Consider the following 20,819-nt stretch of genomic DNA (forward strand, 5'->3'; position numbering starts at 1 on the left):
TCTCTGCGCGGCGGGTGTTCAGCGCCGGCCCCGGGCGGCGGCGGCACGCAGCCTCCACGGCATCGCCATGGACTCCAGCTGCACCGCGAAGCTCATCTTCGACTCCCCGACCGTGCGGTCCTCGAAGTGGATGGGCACCTCCATGACGCCGAAGCCGCGGCGAAGCGCCGCGTACTTCATCTCGACCTGGAAGCTGTAGCCCGCGCTGCCCACCGACGCGAGGTCGATCGCGCGCAGGGTGTCCGCGCGCCAGAGGTTGAAGCCGCCGGTGATGTCGCGGACGCGGGTGCCGAGGATCGCGCTCGCGTAGGTGTTGGCCCAGCGCGAAAGCAGCTTGCGGTGCGCGCCCCAGGCGTCCGAGAGCGAGCCGCCCGGCACGTAGCGGCTGCCGACCACGACACCGGCGCCGGTGGACAGCGCGACGCCGAGCATCTCGCCGATCTTCCCGGCGGGGTGGCTGCCGTCGGCGTCCATCTGCAGCACGTACGCGGCGCCGTTCTCGACGGCACGGCTCATGCCCGCCGCGTAGGCGCGGCCGAGGCCGTCCTTCTCGGTGCGGTGCAGGACCCGCATGCGGACGCGGTCCGTGTTGTAGCGCTCGGCCAGGGACTCGGCGAGCTCGCCGGTGCCGTCCGGGCTGGAGTCGTCGACGACGAGCAGGCTCAGGCCCGGCAGCTCCTGGCCGAGCGCCATCAGCGTCTCGGTCATCCGCGGCAGGTTGCCCGCTTCGTTGTACGTGGGCATGACGACGGTCAGCGCGGTGTCCGCCCAGGCCGCGGGCAGGGGCGTCGGTGACTCAAGGGTCTTCGTCAGCATCTGAGGTCCTCGGTGCGCGTACACAATCGCACCCACCTTAACCCAAATGCCCGATTTAACAGCATAAAGACGGTGTAGGGGCGTCAGCTCCACGGCCCTCAGCCCGGGGAAACCCACGGCCCCCGCCGGAAAACGGCCGAGCACCCCGGAGCGGTCGGCTCCGAGGTGCTCGGCCAGGAGGCGTTATCCCGTTACGAGTGCGTGCGCAACAGCGTCCTCATCGTGCGCATCGCCACCGACAGGTTCGCCAGGTCGAACGAGTCCGAGCCCTGGATCTCGTCCAGGGTCGTCTTCGCGCGGCCCAGGATCGCGGCGTTCTTCTCCTGCCACGACTTGAACCGCTGCTCCGGCGTCGAACTGCCGTTGCCCACCGACAGGACATCCGAGGTGAGCGCCGCGTGCGCCGCGTACAGGTCCTCGCGGATCGCCGCGCGGGCCATGGACGACCAGCGGTCGGTACGGGGCAGGGCGCTGATCCGGTCCATCAGCTGCGTGATGGTGAGCCGGTCCCCGAGGTCGTAGTAGACCTCGGCGACGGCCATCGGGTCCTTGCCCACACGGTCGGCGATCAGCACGATGTCGAGTGCCGGGAACGCCGAGGAGAACCCGGCCACCTGCTGCGCCAGCTCCTCCGGGACGGCGGCCGCGGTCAGCTCCTCGAAGATCTGCTGGTACCACTCGAGGTCCGCGCCGCGCAGGAGCTTCGGCAGCTCACCCCACACCTGGTGGACGCCCTCGCTGAAGAAGCCGATGGTCTCGGCCAGCTCCAGCGGCTGCGGCCGGTTGTTGAGCAGCCAGCGGGTGCCGCGCTCGACGAGCCGGCGCGAGTGCAGCCGGATCCGGGTCTGCACGTCGGCGGCGACCACGTTGTCCAGGGCCTCGACCCCGTCCCACACCTCGGAGAGCCCGAAGATCTCGCGGGCCGCGGTGTGCGCCCGTACGACCTCTTCGAGCGAGGCGCCGGTCTCCTCGCGCATCCGGTGCAGGAAGCTGGTGCCGCCCGCGTTGACCGTGTCGTTCACCAGGACCGTCGTGACGATCTCGCGGCGCAGCGCGTGCGCCTCGATCTGCTCGGTGAACTTGCTGCGCAGCGCCGTCGGGAAGTAGGTGTGCAGCAGACTCTGCAGATACGGGTCGTCGGGCAGACCCGTGGAGATCAGCTCCTCGGCGACGGTGATCTTCGTGTACGCGAGGAGCACCGCCGTCTCCGGCTGGGTCAGCCCCAGGTCGTTGCCGAGGCGCTCGCGGATCTGCCGGTCGGTCGGCAGGAACTCGATGGCCCGGTCGAGCCGGCCCTCGCGCACCAGCGTGCGCATGAAGCGCTGCTGGGCGTGGAGCATGCTGGAGGACTGCGCGAGGGCGTTGGCCAGGGCGGTGTTCTGCGCGTAGTTGTTGCGCAGCACCAGGTGGCCGACCTCGTCGGTCATTTCGGCGAGCAGCTTGTTGCGCTGCTTGACCGTCATGTCGCCGTCGGCCACGACCGCGTTCAGCAGGATCTTGATGTTCACCTCGTGGTCCGAGGTGTCCACGCCCGCGCTGTTGTCGATCGCGTCGGTGTTGACGCGCCCGCCGTGCTGCGCGAACTCGATGCGGCCGAGCTGGGTCAGGCCCAGGTTGCCGCCCTCGCCGACGACCTTGACGCGCAGGTCGGCGCCGTCCACGCGGATCGCGTCGTTGGCCTTGTCGCCGACGTCCGTGTGCGATTCGGCCGAGGACTTCACGTAGGTGCCGATGCCGCCGTTCCACAGCAGGTCGACCGGCGACTTGAGGATCGTCTGCATCAGCTCGGCCGGGGTCATCTTGGCGATGCCGGACTCGATGCCGAGTGCCTCGCGGATATGCGCGTTGAGCTGGATCGCCTTGGCCGTACGGGGGAAGATCCCGCCGCCCGCGGAGAGCAGCTCGGTGTTGTAGTCGGCCCAGGAGCTGCGGGGCAGCTCGAACAGGCGGCGGCGCTCGGCGTAGGAGACGGCCGCGTCCGGGTTCGGGTCGATGAAGATGTGCCGGTGGTCGAAGGCGGCGACCAGGCGGATGCGCTCGGAGAGCAGCATCCCGTTGCCGAACACGTCACCGCTCATGTCGCCGACGCCGACGACCGTGAAGTCCTCGGACTGGGTGTCGACGCCGAGCTCGCGGAAGTGCCGCTTCACGGACTCCCAGGCGCCGCGGGCGGTGATGCCCATGCCCTTGTGGTCGTAGCCCGCGCTGCCGCCGGAGGCGAAGGCGTCGCCGAGCCAGAAGTTGTACGACTCGGCCACCGCGTTGGCGATGTCCGAGAACGTCGCCGTGCCCTTGTCGGCCGCGACCACGAGGTACGTGTCGTCCTCGTCGTGCCGTACGACATCGGCGGGTGGCACGACCTCGCCGGCCACCATGTTGTCGGTGATGTCGAGCAGCGCCGAGATGAAGGTCTTGTAGCTGGCGACGCCCTCGGCGAGCCACGCGTCACGGTCCTTCGCGGGGTCGGGCAGCTGCTTGGCGACGAAGCCGCCCTTGGCGCCGACCGGCACGATGACGGTGTTCTTCACCATCTGCGCCTTCACCAGGCCGAGGATCTCCGTACGGAAGTCCTCCCGCCGGTCGGACCAGCGCAGCCCGCCGCGCGCGACCTTGCCGAAGCGCAGGTGCACACCCTCGACGCGGGGCGAGTACACCCAGATCTCGTACGCGGGGCGGGGCGCCGGCAGGTCCGGGATGGCCTGCGGGTCGAACTTCATCGAGACGTAGGAGTGCGGCCTGCCGCCCCCGGCCTCCTGGAAGAAGTTCGTGCGCAGGGTCGCCTTGATGACCACGAGGAAGGACCGCAGGATCCGGTCCTCGTCGAGGGAGGCGACCTGGTCGAGCGCTCCGTCGAGCTCTTCGAGCAGTCCGTCGGTCAGCTCGGTGCCGGCCCGCTGGCGGTCCGGGGACATCCGCGCCTCGAACAGCGAGATCAGCAGGCGTGTGGTGTGGACGTTGTTGCGGAGGGTGTCCTCCATGTAGTCCTGGCTGAACGTGGCGCCCGCCTGGCGCAGGTACTTGGCGTACGCGCGAAGCACCATCGCCTGCCGCCAGTTCAGACCGGCGCGCAGCACGAGGGAGTTGAAGCCGTCGTTCTCGGCCTCACCGGTCCACACGGCGGCGAAGGCCTGCTGGAAGCGCTCGCGGGCGTCGTCGGCGAGGTAGTCGCCGTTGCCGTTCGACTTCGGCATCCGCAGACCGAAGTCGTAGATCCACGCGTCGTTGCTGCGGTCGCTGCAGCGCAGCTCGTACGGGCGCTCGTCGACGACCTCGCAGCCGAGCAGCTGCAGGACGGGAAGGACCGCGGAGAGCGAGACCTGCTCGCCGGAGCGGTAGATCTTGAAGCGGCGCTCGCCGGGTCCCGCGCCCACGGGCTCGTAGAGCGAGAGCGCGAAGTCCTGCTCGCTCTTGCCCAGGGCTTCGAGGTGCACGAGGTCGGCGACCGCGGAGCGCGGCGAGTGGTCGGCCTTGTAGCCCTCGGGGAAGGCACCCGAGTACTTGCGCAGGAGCTCGGCCGCGCGCTCCTCGCCGCACTCGGCGTTCAGCGCCTCGGCGAAGCCGTCGGCCCAGGAGCGGGCGGCCTCGACGAGCCGCGCCTCGATCCGCTCCTTGTCCGCGTCGGAGAGCTCCGGCAGCTCGGTGCCCGGCGCGACCCGGACGACGAAGTGCAGCCGGGACAGGATCGACTCGGTGTTCCAGGCGGTGAAGTCGACGCTGGCGCCGCCCAGTTCCTCCTTGAGGATGTCGATGATCCGCAGGCGCACACCGGTGGTGTAGCGGTCGCGCGGCAGGTAGACGAGGGCCGAGTAGTAGCGCCCGTACTCGTCCTTGCGCAGGTAGAGCCGCAGGCGCCGGCGCTCCTGGAGGTACAGCACGCTGGTGGCGATCTCGCGCAGCTCGTCGACCGGGGTCTGGAAGAGCTCGTCGCGCGGATACGTCTCGAGGATCTGCATCAGGTCGCGGCCGTCGTGGCTGTTGGGCGAGAAGCCGGCGCCCTTGAGCACCTCTTCGACCTTGCGGCGGATCACCGGGACGCGGCGCACGGACTCGGTGTACGCGGCGGACGAGAACAGGCCCAGGAAGCGGCGCTCACCGACGACGTTGCCCTCGGCGTCGAACTTCTTGACGCCCACGTAGTCGAGGTAGCTCGGGCGGTGCACGGTGGCGCGGCTGTTGGCCTTGGTGAGCACCAGGATCTTGTGCTCACGGGCCTTGGCGCGGGCGTCGGCGGGCAGCCGGTTGAAGGACGGGCTGACCGGGTGGGCCTCGTCGCCGCCGGCGTGCTGCGGGTCGGAGCGCAGGATGCCGAGTCCGGTGCCGGGCACGGCGGTGAGCGAGTCGTCGTCCGTGAGGTCGTACTCGCGGTAGCCGAGGAACGTGAAGTGGTCGGCGGCCAGCCAGCGCAGCAGCTCGCGGGCCTCCTCGATGTCCTGCTCGCGCAGATCGTCGGCGGTGGGCTCGGCGGGCAGGTCCTCGGCGATGCGCAGCGCGGCGTCGCGCATCTTCTCCCAGTCCTCGACGGCCTCGCGGACGTCGGACAGGACGCGCAGGAGATCGTTGGTGATCTGCTTGAGGTCCGCGCGGTCGGTCTCGCGGTCGATCTCGACGTGGATCCAGGACTCGACAAGGGTCTCGTGCCCGGCCTCCGCGGCCGCCTGCGCCGCGGTGTTGTCGGCGAGGACCTCGATCAGCTTGCCGGTGACATCACGGCGTACGACCACCTGCGGGTGGATCACGACATGGATGCCGCGGCCCTGGCGGGACAGCTCGTTGGTCACCGAGTCCACGAGGAACGGCATATCGTCCGTGACCACCTCGACCACGGAGTGGCTGGAGGTCCAGCCGTTCTCCTCGACGGTCGGGGTGTGCACCCGGACGTTCGCGGTGCCCTGCGGCCGGTTCTCGGCCAGGCGGTAGTGCGAAAGCGCGGCACCGAAGACGTCGACCGGGTCGCGGTCGGTCAGATCCTCGGGCGCCGTGTGCAGGTAGTAGCGCTGGAGATACGTGAGAACGGTGTCGCCGTCCGGCTTGTCGTCCGCACGCGTGGCACCGGTCGGGAGCTGTCCCCCGACCGGGCTGTGCTCAGCGACTCGGGCGGCCCTTGCGAGCAGCTCGGCCTTGGCTTCGTCCAGCTTGGTCTGCATGTCCTCTGCTCCTGTCGCGCGCCGTTGCGTGACGTAGAAGGAATCGGTCGAACTCGGTGAACTCGGCAAACGCACCGAACTCACCGAATTCATAAAAATTACGGCACAACGTCGCGCCCGGGGTGGGGGTCGCTGTCGACGGTATGCCGCAATCGGGAGAGCGAGGGGCGTAATCGGCCAATGTCACTGGCGCGCCCCGGAACGAGATCTCAGCGGCCTCCCGCGCCCGGCGGTCGGCCGGGCGAAGGCAGGGGGCTCCGATGCCCCCGCGGCTTATCGCACTGATCACGCCCTACAGGCTATCGCCCTCTCCCCCGGGACCGGCATGTGCCGTATGGGCACAAAAGCTGGGGGTGAACTTTGACGTTCCGGACAGCGACGTGGGGTACGGAAGGGGCGTATCGGGCCGTTTCTGTGACGGCCCCTCTTGGCAAACGCCCGCCGCGGGGGCACGTTGGCCGGGACGGCCCGGCCGTCCCACCGGGCGCCCGGGGTCCACATCTCATGGGGAGCGGGAGCGGCGATGTCAGCAAAGATCCTGATCGTGACGGGTGACGCGGCAGAATCCCTGGAGGTCCTCTACCCCTACCAGCGGCTGCGCGAAGAGGGCTACGACGTGCACATCGCGGCGCCGGCCCGCAAGAAGCTCCAGTTCGTGGTGCATGACTTCGAGCCGGGCTTCGACACGTACACGGAGAAGCCGGGCTACACCTGGCCGGCCGACCTCGCCTTCTCGGAGGTCGACCCCGGGCAGTACGTGGCGCTGGTGATCCCGGGCGGCCGTGCACCCGAGTACCTGCGCAACGACCCGGAACTCCGGAAGATCATCAAGACCTTCTTCGACACGGACAAGCCGGTGGCCCAGATCTGCCACGGCCCTCTGCTCACGGCGGCGATCGGGGGCCTGAGCGGCCGCCGGGTCACGGCGTATCCGGCCCTCGAGCTGGACATGCAGTCGGCCGGCGCGACCTTCCAGGACGCGGAGGCCGTGGTCGACGGCACGCTGGTGTCGGCGCGTGCTTGGCCGGATCACTCCCGCTGGATGCGCGAGTTCCTCACGGTGCTGCGGGCGAAGGCGCCGGTCACCTGACCGTCCGGCACACCGGGGCGGGGCTACGCCGCCAGCCGCTCCGCCTCGGCCACCGCGTCCGCCAGGGTGTCGACCACGGGCACCCCCGCCACGGCCAGGCTGGCCCTGCTGTGCGACCCCCCGGTGTACAGCACGGCAAGGGCGCCCACATGCGCGGCGGCCAACGCGTCATCGACCGCGTCACCGATCACCACGGCCCGCCCGGGATCGACCCCGGGCAGCGCCGCCAGATGGCGCGCCATCTGCAGCGCCTTGCCCTCCGTGGAGTCCCCCACGCGCCCGTCGACCCGCACGAACCGCTCCTCGATCCCGTGGGTACGGACGATCGGCAGCAGCCGCTCATGCGGGGCGAGCGAGCACATCGACTGCGTCAGCCCGGCCGACTGCCACTCGGCGAGGAGCCGGGACGCCCCCTCCGCGAGACCGGATGACTCGGCGAACGCCCAGTAGTGCCGATGGAAGGCCTCATCCATGACGACCCACTCCTCGGCGGTCGGCAGCCGCCCCATCAGGCGCTCGTAGAACTTGGGCACGGGCACGCAGTAAAGCTCCCGGTACCGCTCCAGCGTGATCGGCGCGAGCCCGATCTCGGCGAACGAGGCGTTGGTGGCCTGGATGACGGCGTCGATGTCGTGGAACAGCGTCCCGTTCCAGTCCCAGACGATGTGTGCTTGCTTCCCCATGCCTCGACGGTACCCACTCCCACCGACAGCCTGCCCCGCAGGCCCTCACGCAGGCAGGGCACCCGCCGGGTGACCATGCCCGCGGCCGCACGCGGTCAGGGCGAGGAGCGCGGGACCAGAGCGGCGGGTCGCGGGGCCGAGGGCTGACGGGTCGACGGAGAGGCGGGCCGCGATGTCGGCGGCGTAGCAGGTGTCAGGGATGCCGAGCTCCTTCTTGACCTGCGTGTAGCGGGCCAGGAACGCCTCGGGGTCCGAGAGCTCCACACCGTCGAAGGCATCGTCGGGAAACCCGTCCTCGTGCGGCAGGAGATAACCGTCCTCGGCCGGGTGCGCGGGACCGACGACGCCCGCGCCCTCCCCCTCGTGCACCGCGTACGCGTCGTAGTGCCGCGCCACCTCACCGCCCTCGGCGATGCACCACATGGTCCACCCGTCGCCGCAGCTCATCCCGTACGCGTGCGCGACTCCGAAGCGGCGGCTCAACTCCGTGCACCGCTCGCGCACCACGACGTCGTGCGCACGCTCGCTGTCGTCGTCCTCCTCGATGCGGTGATCGTCCTGGGAGGTGTGCCCGAAGACCAGCGTCCACGCAGTGCCGTCCGCACTGTGCAGGACCGGGCTGACGAAGCGCCGGGCGCACGTGGCGTGGGCGGAGGTGCGGTCCCAGGAGTGATGGTCGCGGTTCCAGGCCGCCTCACCCGTGCGCAGCGTGACCGGCTCCGGATCGCTCAGGTCGAAAGCCGCGAGCACCGCGTCCCGGTCCGCGGTCGCCACGGCGTACCAACTGCCGCACAGGTGCAGCCCGTACGGGATCTCCTCCCGTTGCTTGATGCGGGTCAGCCGTCGCCACGCAGCCAGGTCTCGGCCGTCGAGCCCCGCCGGGCCGGCTATGCCGGCGAGCGCCTCCAGCGCGCCCGCGCGGATCCAGCGGCCGGGGGCGGCCCCGGAGCGCAGGGCGCGCAGGCGCGGCACCGCCGCGGCGCGGGCCGCCTCGACCGTCCGCAGCGCCTGCCGCCGCACCTCCGGATCCGGATCACCCAGCAGGGGAACGAGCCGGTCGACCCGGTCCGCGGCGGCCGGCCCCTGGAAGAAGGACAGGGCGGCGGACCGCACACGCGGACGCGGGTGGCGCAGCAGGGGTTCGTAGGCACCCGGATCGGCCCCCCGCAGGCCGCTCAGGGTGGCGCCGGACCGGAGCTCGATCTCCTGCGCCCCGGCCTCCCCCGTTCCGGCCTCCCGCCTTCCGGCCTCCCGCGATCCGGCCTCCTCCAGGACCCGCACCAGCGGCACCAGCGCCGGCTCCCCGATCCTCTGCAGAACGTCCTGGGCCAACCGCCACTCCACCGGCGCCCGCTCGTCGAGGAGGAGCGCGAGGACAGGTCCGACCGCGTCCGCCCCGCGCGCCACGAGGGCGTCCCTGCCCTCCCGGCTCTCGTTCCAGGTACCCGACAGGGCACGGGCGGCGTGCTCGACGGCGATCGGGGTGTCCGCCTCGGCGGCGCTCGGATCCATGGCGCGCACCCTAGCCAGACCCACTGACACTGCCGCCGGCACCGGGAGAGCCCGGGGAATAGCCGCACCCGCCGCTCCGTTCGGCTGATATAGTTGAATCATAAACAACCAGTGAAGGTGAGCAGCCATGCAGTTCGGGATCTTCACCGTCGGCGACGTCACGGTCGACCCGACGACCGGTCGCGCCCCCACCGAGCACGAGCGGATCAAGGCGATGCTGGCCATCGCGCTCAAGGCGGAGGAGGTCGGCCTCGACGTCTTCGCGACCGGCGAGCACCACAACCCGCCGTTCGTCCCGTCCTCGCCGACGACGATGCTCGGCTACCTCGCCGCCCGCACCGAGCACCTGATCCTGTCCACCTCCACCACCCTCATCACCACCAACGATCCGGTGAAGATCGCCGAGGACTTCGCGATGCTCCAGCACATCGCGGACGGCCGGGTCGACGTGATGATGGGCCGCGGCAACACCGGCCCGGTCTACCCGTGGTTCGGCAAGGACATCCGCGACGGCATCGACCTCGCCGTCGAGAACTACGCCCTCCTGCGCCGCCTGTGGGACGAGGACGTGGTGACCTGGAGGGGCAAGTTCCGTACGCCGCTGCAGTCCTTCACCTCCACGCCCCGCCCGCTCGACGGCGTCGCACCGTTCGTGTGGCACGGCTCCATCCGCTCCCCGGAGATCGCCGAGCAGGCCGCGTACTACGGCGACGGCTTCTTCCACAACAACATCTTCTGGCCGGCGTCCCACACGAAGCAGATGGTGAATCTCTACCGGCAGCGCTACGCCCACTACGGACACGGCACCCCGGAGCAGGCGATCGTCGGGCTCGGCGGCCAGGTGTTCCTGCGCAAGAACTCCCAGGACGCCGTACGGGAGTTCCGCCCGTACTTCGACAACGCACCGGTGTACGGACACGGCCCGTCCCTGGAGGAGTTCACCTCGCAGACCCCGCTGACCGTCGGCTCCCCGCAGGAAGTCATCGAGCGGACCCTGTCCTTCCGCGACTATGTCGGCGACTACCAGCGCCAACTGTTCCTGATCGACCACGCGGGCCTGCCCCTGAAGACCGTCCTGGAGCAGCTCGACCTGCTCGGCGAGGAGGTCGTCCCCGTCCTGCGCAAGGAGTTCGCGAACCTCAAGCCGGCGAACGTCCCCGACGCCCCCACCCACGCCGCCCGTGTGGCCCGCGCGGCCGCCGAGAACAAGGAAGGCACGCACGCATGAAGCTCGTCGTCGTCTCGGCGGGCCTGAGCTCCCCGTCGTCCACCCGGCTGCTCGCCGACCGCCTCGCGGCGGCGGCCCTGGAGCAGGTGGACGCCGAGGTCGAGGTGATCGAACTGCGGGACCTCGCCACGGAGATCGCCCAGCACTTCGTCACGGGCTTCCCGCCCGCCCGGCTCGCCGCCGCGCTCGACGCGGTGGCGGCGGCCGACGGTCTGGTCGCGGTCACGCCCGTCTTCGCCGCGGCGTACAGCGGTCTGTTCAAGTCGTTCTTCCACGTCATCGACAAGGACGCCCTGACCGGCAAGCCGGTGCTCGCCGCCGCGACCGGCGGCACCGCACGTCACTCGCTGGTCACCGAGCACGCGCTGCGCCCGCTCTTCACCTACCTGCGCGCCCTCGTCCTGCCGACCGCCGTGTACGCCGCATCCGAGGACTGGGGCGAGGAGGGCCTCGCACAGCGGATCACCCGGGCGGGCCGGGAGCTGGCGCGCTTCATGGCGCCGTCCGCGTCCGGAACGTCCGCGACCGCGACCGCGACCGCACCGGACGTCGACACCACCGCTGCGATCGCGCCCCGTTCGCTGCACGGCGCGATCACCTCGGTGGACCCGACGGACGGGTTCGAGGTCGTCCCCTTCGCGCAGCGGCTGGCGGCGCTGCGCCCGACGGACTAGCCGGCGCTCGGACCAGCCGGCGCTCCGCCCACGGCTCAGCTGCCCGTACGCGAACGGACGAGGGCTCGACGCCTACGGACGAGGACTCGGTTGCGTACGGTCGAGAGCTCGATTTCGTACGGACGAGGTCCTTCCACGTACGGGCGAGGGCTCCACGCGTACGGACGAAGCTCAGCCGATCAGGTTCGGGATCTCCTGGGTCGCGAACCACAGCAGTTCGTGGTCCTCGGCGCCGTCCACGGTGAACTGGGCGTCGTCGTCGCCGAGATCCGCCGCCCCCAGCGCCGAAGCCGCGGCGGCGATGTCCGCCACCGCCTCGTCCGCGTCGACATGGACGGCCGCGGCCTTCGCGAGCGGTACGGCCTTGGCCAGCCGGACCTCGCCGAGCGCCCCGGGGTCGAGCCCGCGGTCGGGGTCCACGGCCGCGTCGGTGTCCGGTACGTCGAGGGCCACCACGACCCGGCGCGGCACGGCCGTGGGGTCCCCGGCCAGCTGCCGCAGGGACGCCGCCGCGGCCCTGCTGAGCGCCGCGTACTCCAGCTCCTCGATGTCGTCGGAGACGTACCACTCCCGCAGCGCCGGCGTCACCGCGTACGCCGTCAGCGGTCCCGGTCCGAGCTCGGCCGCCTTGTGTGCCTGCACGAGACCGGCAAGTGTCAGGGGGACGTAGACACGCATGTATCCGCCGCTTTCGTCATCGGGATGGAGCTTCCACGTCAGGTGGGAGGGCCTTCAGGATACGTGCGGGAGTCCCCTTTCGAGCTGCCGCCCGGACATCGCGAACCGTCAACCAGACGCCCATCTCGGACCTCGCCCGGCCCGCCCCCACAGGGCGTGGCCACCCTGATAGGTGAACTCCCCCGCCACCCCGGCACACGCCCGCCCGGCCTTGCGACCGCGCCCGCCCTGCCCGTACAAGAACCCCAGCAGCTACCGCCGGGTAACCACACCCGACCAGGCAGAACGGGGACCTTGCCATGACCGTACGCAGCACCCGCCCGACCTCCCGCCGCAGCCCGGCACCCCGCGGTCCCGCCTCGCGCCGCGACCCGCGCCGCCCGGGGGAGCCCCGCCGCGTACCCGTCCAGCAGCGCCCGACAGTCATCCGCTACTGGTTCGCCGAACGGCTCCTGGCCGTCCTCAGCGGCCACCGCCCCGTGCACTGGATGCTCAGCCACACCGTGGGCGACGCCTACGAGCAGCTCGCACGGCTCGCTCCGCGCACCCCGCTGCGCACCCGCGGCACCCGTCCCGTCATCCGCGACTGCGGTGAGCACCGCCCCGAGGACGGCGTGATCGAAGCCTTCGCCCGCATCGCCGCCGGCGACCAGCTCAGGGCCATGGCCTTCCGCCTGGAGCAGGGACCGGACCGCCGCTGGAAGTGCGCCGCCGTCGAGGTCGGGGCTCCCGCGTAAGCACCGCGTGTAAGCACCCCGCCTACGGAACCGGGCAACGGATACGGAACCGGGCAGCACCTACGGAACCGGGGCCCCGAAACCCGGGACCATACGAAAACCGGGGCCCCGCGCAATTGCGGGACCCCGGTCACGTACAGCGAAAGCTACTTCTTGCGGCGGCGGGCGCCGCCCTTCTGCGCCTTGCGGCGCTCCGCCCGCGTCATCCCGTCCGCAGCGGACCGGACCGGTCCGCCCGGACCGTCGTCGACCAGGTCGCCCTCGACGACGCCGCCCTCACCGTCGACGGTCGGCGCCGAGAAGTGCAGCCCGCCACGGCGCTGCGGGGCCTCCAGGCCCTTGGCGCGGATCTCCGGACGGGAGGTACCCGCCGGCACGGCGTCCTCCTTGTCGAGGGACGGCTTCGCGTCCTCGACCGGGACCTCCTCGACCTGCTGCTCGACCTGGACCTCCAGGTTGAACAGATAGCCGACGGACTCCTCCTTGATCCCGTCCATCATGGCGGTGAACATGTCGAAGCCCTCGCGCTGGTACTCGACCAGGGGGTCCTTCTGCGCCATCGCGCGCAGGCCGATGCCCTCCTGGAGGTAGTCCATCTCGTAGAGGTGCTCGCGCCACTTGCGGTCCAGGACCGACAGGACGACGCGCCGCTCCAGCTCACGCATGATGTCCGAGCCGAGCTGCTCCTCGCGCGCGTCGTACTGCGCGTGGATGTCCTCCTTGATCGCCTCGGAGATGAACTCGGCGGTCAGACCGGCGCGGTCACCGGCCTCCTCCTCGAGCTCCTCGACCGTGACCTTCACCGGGTAGAGCTGCTTGAAGGCGCCCCACAGCCGGTCGAGGTCCCAGTCCTCGGCGAAGCCCTCGGCGGTCTCGGCCGCGATGTAGGCGTCGATGGTGTCGTCCATGAAGTGGCGGATCTGCTCGTGCAGGTCCTCACCTTCGAGGACGCGCCGGCGCTCGCCGTAGATGACCTCGCGCTGGCGGTTGAGCACCTCGTCGTACTTCAGAACGTTCTTACGCGTCTCGAAGTTCTGCTGCTCGACCTGCGACTGCGCGGAGGCGATGGCGCGGGTGACCATCTTGTTCTCGATCGGCACATCGTCCGGCACGTTGGCCATGGCCATCACGCGCTCGACCATCTGCGCCTTGAACAGGCGCATCAGGTCGTCGCCGAGGGACAGGTAGAAGCGGGACTCGCCCGGGTCGCCCTGTCGGCCGGAACGACCGCGCAGCTGGTTGTCGATACGGCGGGACTCGTGCCGCTCCGTACCGAGGACGTAGAGACCGCCGAGGTCGGTGACCTCGTCGTGCTCGTCCTTGACCGCCTGCTCGGCACGCTCCATCGCGGCGGGCAGCGCGGCCGCCCACTCCTCGATGTGCTCCTCGGGGTCGAGGCCCTGCTGGCGCAGCTCGGCCTCGGCGAGGTCCTCGGGGTTGCCGCCGAGCTTGATGTCGGTACCACGGCCGGCCATGTTGGTCGCGACCGTGACGGCGCCCTTGCGGCCGGCCTGGGCGACGATGATCGCCTCACGGTCGTGCTGCTTGGCGTTGAGCACCTCGTGCGGGATGCCCCGCTTGGAGAGCTGCTGCGAGAGGTACTCGGACTTCTCGACCGAGACGGTGCCGACCAGGATCGGCTGGCCCTTCTCGTGCTTCTCGGCGATGTCGTCGACGACCGCGTCGAACTTCGCCTTCTCCGTGCGGTAGATCAGGTCCGACTGGTCCATGCGGACCATGGGGCGGTTGGTCGGGATCGGCACGACGCCCAGCTTGTAGATCTGCTGGAACTCGGCGGCCTCGGTCATCGCCGTACCGGTCATGCCGGACAGGCCGCTGTCGTAGTCGTCGCGCTTGTAGAGGCGGAAGAAGTTCTGCAGGGTGATCGTGGCGAGCGTCTGGTTCTCGTCCTTGATGTCCACCCCTTCCTTCGCCTCGATCGCCTGGTGCATGCCCTCGTTGTAGCGGCGGCCGGCGAGGATACGGCCGGTGTGCTCGTCGACGATCATGACTTCGCCGTCGATGACGACGTAGTCCTTGTCCTTCTTGAACAGTTCCTTGGCCTTGATGGCGTTGTTCAAGTAGCCGACGAGCGGGGTGTTCACCGACTCGTAGAGGTTGTCGATGCCCAGCCAGTCCTCGACCTTGGCGACACCGGACTCGTGGATGCCGACGGTGCGCTTCTTCTCGTCGACGTCGTAGTCGCCGGTCTCCTCGATGCCCTTGAGCGGCTGGCCTGCCTCGCCCTTCTTCAGGCGCTGGACCAGCTTGGCGAAGTCGCCGTACCACTTGGTGGCCTGGTCGGCCGGGCCGGAGATGATCAGCGGCGTACGGGCCTCGTCGACGAGGATGGAGTCGACCTCGTCGACCACGGCGAAGTTGTGGCCCCGCTGGACCAGCTCCTCCTGCGACCACGCCATGTTGTCGCGCAGGTAGTCGAAGCCGAACTCGTTGTTCGTGCCGTACGTGATGTCGCAGGCGTACTGCTGACGGCGCTGGGCCGGCGTCATGTTGGCCAGGATGCAGCCGACTTCGAGGCCCAGGAACTTGTGGACGCGGCCCATCATCTCGGAGTCGCGCTCGGCCAGGTAGTCGTTCACCGTGATCAGGTGAACGCCCTTGCCGGACAGGGCATTGAGGTAGGTGGGCAGCGTGCCGACGAGGGTCTTGCCCTCACCGGTCTTCATCTCCGCGACGTAGCCCATGTGCAGGGCGGCGCCACCCATGATCTGTACGTCGTAGTGACGCTGGCCCAGGACGCGCTTGGCGGCCTCGCGGACCGTGGCGAAGGCTTCCGGCAGCAGGTCGTCGAGGCTGTCGCCCGACTTGCCCTCGCTGTCGACGTACTCCTGGTAGCGCTCCTTGTACTCCTGGGTGAGCGCACGCAGCTCGGCGTCGGAGAGGCCTTCGAAGTCCTCTTCGATGGAGTTGACCTGGTCCGCAATGCGGTGCAGCTTGCGCAGGATCTTTCCTTCGCCTGCACGCATGAGCTTGTTGAAGACGGACACGAGGGTTGGTCTCCTTGCCGGTCGGGCGGCCTGGGGCGGTCGTTTTGTGGTGGTGCGGCCACGGCAGGGGCACCCCACCGCAACGGCCATCGTATGCGAGGAGCCCGCCGCCTCGGGAGGTCCACCATCAGGTCCAACGGACAGGGGCCCCGGAAGGTGCCGCGCTCCCTCCGCTCCCCGCGAAAATCCCTGGCAAAGAGAGAGCCCTCACCCGGAGAATCCGGCAATGGACCCCGTCACCCTCACCACCGGCCGCCTGACCATCCGCCCGCTCGGCCCACAGGACATCGACGCGGTGTACGCGGCCTGCCAGGACCCCGAGGTCGGACGCTGGACGACCACGCCCACGCCGTACCGCCGCGAGGACGCGGAGAGCTTCGCCGGGACGATAGCCCCTGAGGCCTGGGTCAGCGGCAAGGAGTACTGCTTCGCCGTACTCGACAAGCAGGGCCGGCTGGTGGCGGTGACCGGTCTGATGGAGCGCGTCGGCAACGCCCGCGAGATCGGCTTCTGGGCGGTCAAGGAGCACCGCGGCCAGGGCTATATGACCGAGGCCGTGCGCGCGGTGACGCGCTGGGGCTTCGAGGAGCTGGGCGCCGACCGCATCGAGTGGAAGGCCGAGGTCGGCAATCACGCCTCGCGGGCGGTCGCCGAGAAGGCCGGCTTCCGGCTGGAGGGCACGCTGCGTTCGGGCCTGCTGAACAAGGGCACCCGCCGCGACGCCTGGGTCGCCTCGCTGCTGCCGAGCGACATCGGACTGCCGACGAAGGACCCGTACCTTCCGGCCGAGGGCTGAACTCCGCGGTCCGGGGCCACCGATCGCAGCCCGGACAGTCCCCTCCCGCCCGGGGGCCGAAGCCCTTCTCAGGCTATCGCCGGGCACTGACAACGGGCCTGGCCGCGAAGCCAGTTGTCAGTGGCAGCTCGTACGGTATGGGCATGACCTCCACGCCCGCCGCGACGCTCACGCTCTCCGCCGACGACGCCCGCCGTATCGCCCTGCGCGCCCAGGGGTTCCTCGGCGCGCCCGACCGTCGCGCGGGAGTGCGCGGGGTGCTGCGGCACCTGGGGTCGGTCCAGCTCGACACGATCTCGGTGCTCGCCCGCTCCCATGAGCTGATTCCGTACGCACGGCTCGGCGCCGTCGGCCGCAAGAAGGTCGAGGACGCGTACTGGACGCCGGGCCCCTCGGGCCGGCCGCACGCCTTCGAGTACTGGTCGCACGCGGCCTGCATCCTGCCCGTCGAGGAGTGGCCGCTCTTCGCCTTCCGCCGCCGCGCGTACCGCAGCCGGCCGCACTGGAACCACCAGCTGGCCGACGGTGCGTACGAGCAGGTCATCAAGCAGCTGCGGGCCGAAGGTCCGCTCACGGCAACGGAGTTGGGCGGCGCCAAGAACAAGGGCGAGTGGTGGGACTGGTCCGACTCCAAGATCGCCGTGGAGCGCGCGCTGATGCACGGAGAGGTGGTGTGCACCGAGCGGCGAGGCTGGAAGCGGGTGTACGACCTGGCGGAGCGCGCCATTCCCGACCCGCTGCTCCATGACGACCTCGACGACGCCGAGTGCCTGCGCCGTCTGGTCCGGCAGTCCGGCGAGGCGCTGGGGGTGGGCACCCGCGCGGACATCGCCGACTACCACCGGCTCAAGAGCGAGCAGTTCGACGCGGTGATCGAGGACTCGGGTCTGGTCCCGGTGGAGGTCGAGGGCTGGGGCAAGCCCGCCTGGGCGGACCCGGCGGCGCTGGCCTCGCCGCCGCGCGGACGGCACCGTACGACGCTGCTCTCGCCCTTCGACTCACTGATCTGGGAGCGGGCGCGCACCGAGCGGATCTTCGGCTTCACGCACCGCCTCGAGGCCTATGTACCCAAGCCGAAGCGGGTGTACGGCTACTTCGCCATGCCGCTGCTCTCCGGAGGACGGCTGCTCGGCCGGGTGGACCCGGCGCGCGAGGGCAGCACACTCGTGGCCCGGCACGCCTCGCTCGACACCGCGAAGGCGGTGGAGCCGATGGCCTCGGCCCTGGTGGAGGCCGCGGGCTGGGTGGGCTGCACTTCCGTACGGGTGGAGAAGGTGACGCCCGTCGAGCTGCAGGCGCCGCTGACGGCGGCGGTGAAGGCACTCACCGCGTAACGGGCGCACCCCGGCCGGGGCTCACCGTGTGGGCGCCGTCCCGGGGTTTCACCGGGTGGTCCGGGGCCTCACTGAATGGTCTTGGGGCTCACCGGACGATCCGGGACCTCACCGGACGGTCCGGGGCCTCACCGGATCTCGAGGATCTTCTCCCGCATCGCGTACACCACGGCCTCCATCCGGGAGTGCAGCTGCAGCTTCTCCAGGATGTTGCGCACGTGGTTCTTCACGGTGTTCTCGGAGATGAAGAGCTCCTTGGCGATGTCCCGGTTGTTCATCCCGGTCGCCACCAGCTTCAGGACTTCCAGCTCGCGGTCGGTGAGGCGTGGCGCGGGCACGAGCCGGCGCTCGTCGGTGCGCTGGATCATCGACTTGAACTCGGTGAGCAGCTTCGAGGCCATCGACGGACTGATCTGCGACTGCCCGTCCGCCACCGCGCGAATGGCCGTGGCGACCTCGTCGGTGGAGATCTCCTTGAGCAGATAGCCGGTGGCGCCGGCCTTGATCGCATCGTAGAGATCGGCCTCTTCGTCACTGATCGTCAGCATGATGATCTTCGCGCTGGGGGCCACCTCCTTGATCGAGGTGCAGGCCTCGATGCCGCCACGCTTGGGCATCCGTACATCCATGAGCACGATGTCGGGCAGCAGGTCGGCGGCCTTGTCCACGGCCTCCGCCCCGTCCCCGGCCTCACCGACCACCTGAATGTCCTCCTCCTGGGCGAGGACGATCTCGAGACCCCTGCGGAACAAGGCGTGGTCGTCCACGACGAGCACCCTGATCGGTTCCTTGCGCGCGGCGTCCAGGTCGGCGTCCTGGCCGATGCCCGCTCCGACGCGGACGCCGTCAACGGCATCCTCGTCACGCATCGGTCCGAAACTGTCCGCCATCGTTCCTCCCCCTGAAGGCCGAGGCCTGTGTGGTCCGCCAACCCGCTTCGGCAGTAAGCGGGTTGGTCTGCGGGCCCATGATTTCATGCCGGGACGTCGGTGCAGTGCCCCAAGGGGTCGCACACCGGTGCCCCCGGGGGCGCATACACGTCCCCGGGGGCACCGACGGTGGGATCATCGCGGCACATCAGCCGCCGAGCGCACCGCCCGCACCGGGCGACCCGTCCGCGTCGGCCTTGGCCACCATCGGGTCCGTGTTCAGGTGGATGACGCCGTAGTCGTAGGCGTGCCGCCGGTAGACGACGCTCGGTTCCTTGGTCTCGGAGTCGACGAACAGATAGAAGTCGTGCCCGACCAGCTCCATCTCGTAGAGCGCCTGGTCGAGCGACATCGGGGCGGCCACGTGGGTCTTCTCGCGGACCACCAGCGGCCCTTCGCCCTGGATCTCCAGAGAGCCGATGCGCTTGGTCGGCACCTCGTCCGACGCGTCCTCGGCCGGCGTGCCGTCCCCGTTGAGCGTCGCGGCGCCCGGGACGCGGTCGGCCACCTCGGCCGCCGACAGCCTGCCGTTGCCACGCCGGGAGGAGCGCTTGCTGTGCTGCTTGCGCAGCCGGGCTTCCAGCTTCTCCTGGGCCAGGTCCAGCGCCGCATAGGGGTCGCTCGCGGATGCCTCTGCCCGGATCACCGGCCCACGCGAACGGAGTGTGATCTCCACCCGGTCGCTGCGGTCGGCCTGACGGGGGTTGGGCTCCTTGGACACCTCGACGTCGAGGCTGATCACCTTGCCATCGAGCTTCTGGATCTTCTCCAGCTTCAGCTTCTCGGCCACGTGCTTGCGGAACCGCTCGGGCACCTCGGTCTTGCGGCCCTTGACGACGATGTCCACGCAGAACTCCGTTCCCGGATAGCTCCGCTCCTACAGGCGGAGCATCTCCCTTTTGCACCAGACTCCGGTGAGCCCCGGAGCCTCGGACTCGGTGACTTCCACCTCCTCCTCCCCCGTGGACAAGATCTCCACCCCACCGCTTACGGGTGATTGCCGAAACCCCTCGGCAATCACGGCAGCGCGGCATTCGGATATACGAGGCGTACTTCCCGGAAAGGTTCTTGGAAGCTTCTCCGGAGTCCTCACAACCGAACATATCTCGCCCGGACGGATGTCGTCACCCTCTACTGCCGCGTACCTCCGTTCAGGTGAAAGCGCACTCTCACTACCTGCAACGATGCAAGTTCCCAGTCAGTTCCGGTTTATTTCGAAAGAATCCGGTGAAGCGGCAACGACCGCGGCCTGTGTTCGAAGTTTTCCCCCGCTTCCCGCGCTCCCCGGGCTTTCCGCTCCCGGCGCGCGCACCGCCCTTTCCGCCGGCGCCGCGGCACGCAATGCACGGGCCGCCTCGGTCAGCGAAGCGCCGGTCGTCATGAGGTCGTCCACCAGCACCACCCGTCCCGCCGTCAACAACCGTTCCCTACCCGGAACAACGTGCAGTGCACCCGTCAGGTTCATCAGCCTCCGTCGCGCGTCGAGCCCCGACTGGTCCGCCACCTCCCGCCGCTGCCGCAGCACGGGCAGCACCCGCGCAGGTACCCCGTCACGCCGCAGCGCACGCGTCGCCGCCAAGGCGATCCGGCGCACCGGATCATGCCCACGCGCCGCCGTGGCCCGCCGCGCCGACGGCACCGGGACGAGCAGCAGCGGCCCGCCGTCCGGATACGCATCCGCTCCCGCGCACACCGCACGCGCCAGCGCCTCGCCCAGAGCTCCCGCCAGGGCCAGAGCACCTCGCTCCTTGTGTGCGAGCAGGACCGCGCGCACCGCGTCCGCGTAGGGCGCCGCCGCGTGCACGGCGGGCAGCCCCGGCGGCGCGGGCATCGGGCGCACCCGCCGCGGAGCGGCTCCGTACAGCGCTCCGCGACAGGGGTCGCACAGCGCCGTACGGGCGCGACCGCAGCCACCGCAGTCGGCCGGCAGCACCAGGTCGGTGAAGTCCTGCCACCACCCCCGCATGTCCCCACTGTGCCAAGGAGGAAGACGTCCGACCAGCCCTGTGGATAACTGCACGGAACGTGACGGGGCTGTGGACAACTCCCCGCGGTGAACGGGAGGTTGACCCCCGCCTACCCGGCCCGCGGCAGCTCATCCCGGGTGATTCCGTGGATGCCCGTTCCGGGCGATTCCGTGGATGCTCACCCTGGGCGATTCCCGGGACCCTGACCCCGGATGGACCGGAG

15 protein-coding genes are annotated in these 20,819 nt (G+C 70.1%); 6 read left to right on the forward strand and 9 right to left on the reverse strand.

Annotated features, from left to right (window positions below):
- Positions 1-18: 18 nt before the first annotated feature.
- Together JAO81_RS20365 and JAO81_RS20370 are read right to left on the reverse strand one after the other, a co-directional pair.
- Entirely contained in the window at positions 19-816 is a 798-nt protein-coding gene (locus tag JAO81_RS20365) for a polyprenol monophosphomannose synthase (RefSeq protein WP_199549322.1), read from the reverse strand.
- Positions 817-1,007: 191 nt separating this feature from the next.
- Entirely contained in the window at positions 1,008-5,960 is a 4,953-nt protein-coding gene (locus JAO81_RS20370; RefSeq protein ID WP_199549323.1) for an NAD-glutamate dehydrogenase, read from the reverse strand.
- A 523-nt stretch (positions 5,961-6,483) separates the two neighbouring features.
- Here JAO81_RS20370 and JAO81_RS20375 point away from each other — a divergent pair.
- On the forward strand, positions 6,484-7,050 hold the full coding sequence (locus JAO81_RS20375) for a DJ-1/PfpI family protein (RefSeq protein ID WP_199549324.1): 567 nt from the start codon (positions 6,484-6,486) through the stop codon (positions 7,048-7,050).
- A gap of 23 nt (positions 7,051-7,073) precedes the next feature.
- On the opposite strand, the gene JAO81_RS20380 is transcribed toward JAO81_RS20375, so the two are convergent.
- Positions 7,074-7,733 (reverse strand): HAD family hydrolase, encoded by a 660-nt coding sequence (locus JAO81_RS20380; RefSeq protein ID WP_199549325.1) that lies wholly within the window; start codon positions 7,731-7,733, stop codon positions 7,074-7,076.
- Positions 7,734-7,778: 45 nt separating this feature from the next.
- Complete coding sequence (locus JAO81_RS20385) at positions 7,779-9,245, reverse strand: HEAT repeat domain-containing protein (protein WP_199549326.1); 1,467 nt, start codon at positions 9,243-9,245, stop codon at positions 7,779-7,781.
- 127 nt (positions 9,246-9,372) lie between these two features.
- On the opposite strand from JAO81_RS20385, the gene JAO81_RS20390 reads away from it, so the two are divergent.
- On the forward strand, positions 9,373-10,473 hold the full coding sequence (locus JAO81_RS20390) for an LLM class flavin-dependent oxidoreductase (protein ID WP_199549327.1): 1,101 nt from the start codon (positions 9,373-9,375) through the stop codon (positions 10,471-10,473).
- Positions 10,470-11,147 carry a CE1759 family FMN reductase gene (locus JAO81_RS20395; protein ID WP_199549328.1) on the forward strand — a complete coding sequence of 226 codons (678 nt, stop codon included), beginning with the start codon at positions 10,470-10,472 and terminating at the stop codon, positions 11,145-11,147. The genes JAO81_RS20390 and JAO81_RS20395 overlap by 4 nt, the downstream gene beginning before the upstream one ends.
- A 171-nt stretch (positions 11,148-11,318) precedes the next feature.
- Here the strand turns inward: JAO81_RS20395 and JAO81_RS20400 are convergent, their stop codons facing one another.
- A complete protein-coding gene (locus JAO81_RS20400) occupies positions 11,319-11,825 on the reverse strand; it encodes a hypothetical protein (RefSeq protein WP_199549329.1) in 507 nt (168 codons plus the stop codon).
- Between the two features lie 299 nt (positions 11,826-12,124).
- On the opposite strand from JAO81_RS20400, the gene JAO81_RS20405 reads away from it, so the two are divergent.
- On the forward strand, positions 12,125-12,562 hold the full coding sequence (locus JAO81_RS20405; protein WP_199549330.1) for an Rv3235 family protein: 438 nt from the start codon (positions 12,125-12,127) through the stop codon (positions 12,560-12,562).
- Positions 12,563-12,708: 146 nt separating this feature from the next.
- Here JAO81_RS20405 and secA read toward each other — a convergent pair whose 3' ends face one another.
- Positions 12,709-15,570 carry a preprotein translocase subunit SecA gene (gene secA, locus JAO81_RS20410; protein ID WP_199549331.1) on the reverse strand — a complete coding sequence of 954 codons (2,862 nt, stop codon included), beginning with the start codon at positions 15,568-15,570 and terminating at the stop codon, positions 12,709-12,711.
- Between the two features lie 226 nt (positions 15,571-15,796).
- Between secA and JAO81_RS20415 the strand changes: the two genes are divergently transcribed.
- The gene (locus tag JAO81_RS20415; RefSeq protein WP_199549332.1) at positions 15,797-16,366 is read left to right on the forward strand and encodes a GNAT family N-acetyltransferase; all 570 of its coding nucleotides are present in this window, start codon (positions 15,797-15,799) and stop codon (positions 16,364-16,366) included.
- A gap of 143 nt (positions 16,367-16,509) precedes the next feature.
- Positions 16,510-17,700, forward strand: a complete 1,191-nt coding sequence (locus JAO81_RS20420; protein ID WP_199549333.1) for a winged helix-turn-helix domain-containing protein — start codon at positions 16,510-16,512, stop codon at positions 17,698-17,700.
- 128 nt (positions 17,701-17,828) lie between these two features.
- On the opposite strand, the gene JAO81_RS20425 is transcribed toward JAO81_RS20420, so the two are convergent.
- The 3 genes from JAO81_RS20425 to JAO81_RS20435 form a co-directional block, all read right to left on the reverse strand.
- A complete protein-coding gene (locus JAO81_RS20425; RefSeq protein ID WP_199549334.1) occupies positions 17,829-18,590 on the reverse strand; it encodes a response regulator transcription factor in 762 nt (253 codons plus the stop codon).
- A 187-nt stretch (positions 18,591-18,777) separates the two neighbouring features.
- A complete protein-coding gene (hpf, locus tag JAO81_RS43705; protein ID WP_199549335.1) occupies positions 18,778-19,476 on the reverse strand; it encodes a ribosome hibernation-promoting factor, HPF/YfiA family in 699 nt (232 codons plus the stop codon).
- Positions 19,477-19,827: 351 nt separating this feature from the next.
- Positions 19,828-20,595 (reverse strand): ComF family protein, encoded by a 768-nt coding sequence (locus tag JAO81_RS20435; RefSeq protein WP_199549336.1) that lies wholly within the window; start codon positions 20,593-20,595, stop codon positions 19,828-19,830.
- Positions 20,596-20,819: the final 224 nt, after the last annotated feature.

Origin of the sequence: Streptomyces sp. N35 (genome assembly GCF_016464295.1) — a bacterium.
Lineage (GTDB): Bacteria > Actinomycetota > Actinomycetes > Streptomycetales > Streptomycetaceae > Streptomyces.

Excerpts from the sequence above, each read along its gene's own strand:
- JAO81_RS20420 (WP_199549333.1), top strand. The coding sequence starts at position 16,510 with ATGACCTCCACGCCCGCCGCGACGCTCACGCTCTCCGCCGACGACGCC.
- JAO81_RS20390 (WP_199549327.1), top strand. The coding sequence starts at position 9,373 with ATGCAGTTCGGGATCTTCACCGTCGGCGACGTCACGGTCGACCCGACG.
- JAO81_RS20415 (WP_199549332.1), top strand. The coding sequence starts at position 15,797 with ATGGACCCCGTCACCCTCACCACCGGCCGCCTGACCATCCGCCCGCTC.
- JAO81_RS20395 (WP_199549328.1), top strand. The coding sequence starts at position 10,470 with ATGAAGCTCGTCGTCGTCTCGGCGGGCCTGAGCTCCCCGTCGTCCACC.
- JAO81_RS20380 (WP_199549325.1), bottom strand. The coding sequence starts at position 7,733 with ATGGGGAAGCAAGCACACATCGTCTGGGACTGGAACGGGACGCTGTTC.
- JAO81_RS20400 (WP_199549329.1), bottom strand. The coding sequence starts at position 11,825 with ATGCGTGTCTACGTCCCCCTGACACTTGCCGGTCTCGTGCAGGCACAC.
- JAO81_RS20365 (WP_199549322.1), bottom strand. The coding sequence starts at position 816 with ATGCTGACGAAGACCCTTGAGTCACCGACGCCCCTGCCCGCGGCCTGG.
- JAO81_RS20405 (WP_199549330.1), top strand. The coding sequence starts at position 12,125 with ATGACCGTACGCAGCACCCGCCCGACCTCCCGCCGCAGCCCGGCACCC.
- JAO81_RS20375 (WP_199549324.1), top strand. The coding sequence starts at position 6,484 with ATGTCAGCAAAGATCCTGATCGTGACGGGTGACGCGGCAGAATCCCTG.
- JAO81_RS20435 (WP_199549336.1), bottom strand. The coding sequence starts at position 20,595 with ATGCGGGGGTGGTGGCAGGACTTCACCGACCTGGTGCTGCCGGCCGAC.
- JAO81_RS20385 (WP_199549326.1), bottom strand. The coding sequence starts at position 9,245 with ATGGATCCGAGCGCCGCCGAGGCGGACACCCCGATCGCCGTCGAGCAC.
- JAO81_RS20425 (WP_199549334.1), bottom strand. The coding sequence starts at position 18,590 with ATGGCGGACAGTTTCGGACCGATGCGTGACGAGGATGCCGTTGACGGC.
- JAO81_RS20370 (WP_199549323.1), bottom strand. The coding sequence starts at position 5,960 with ATGCAGACCAAGCTGGACGAAGCCAAGGCCGAGCTGCTCGCAAGGGCC.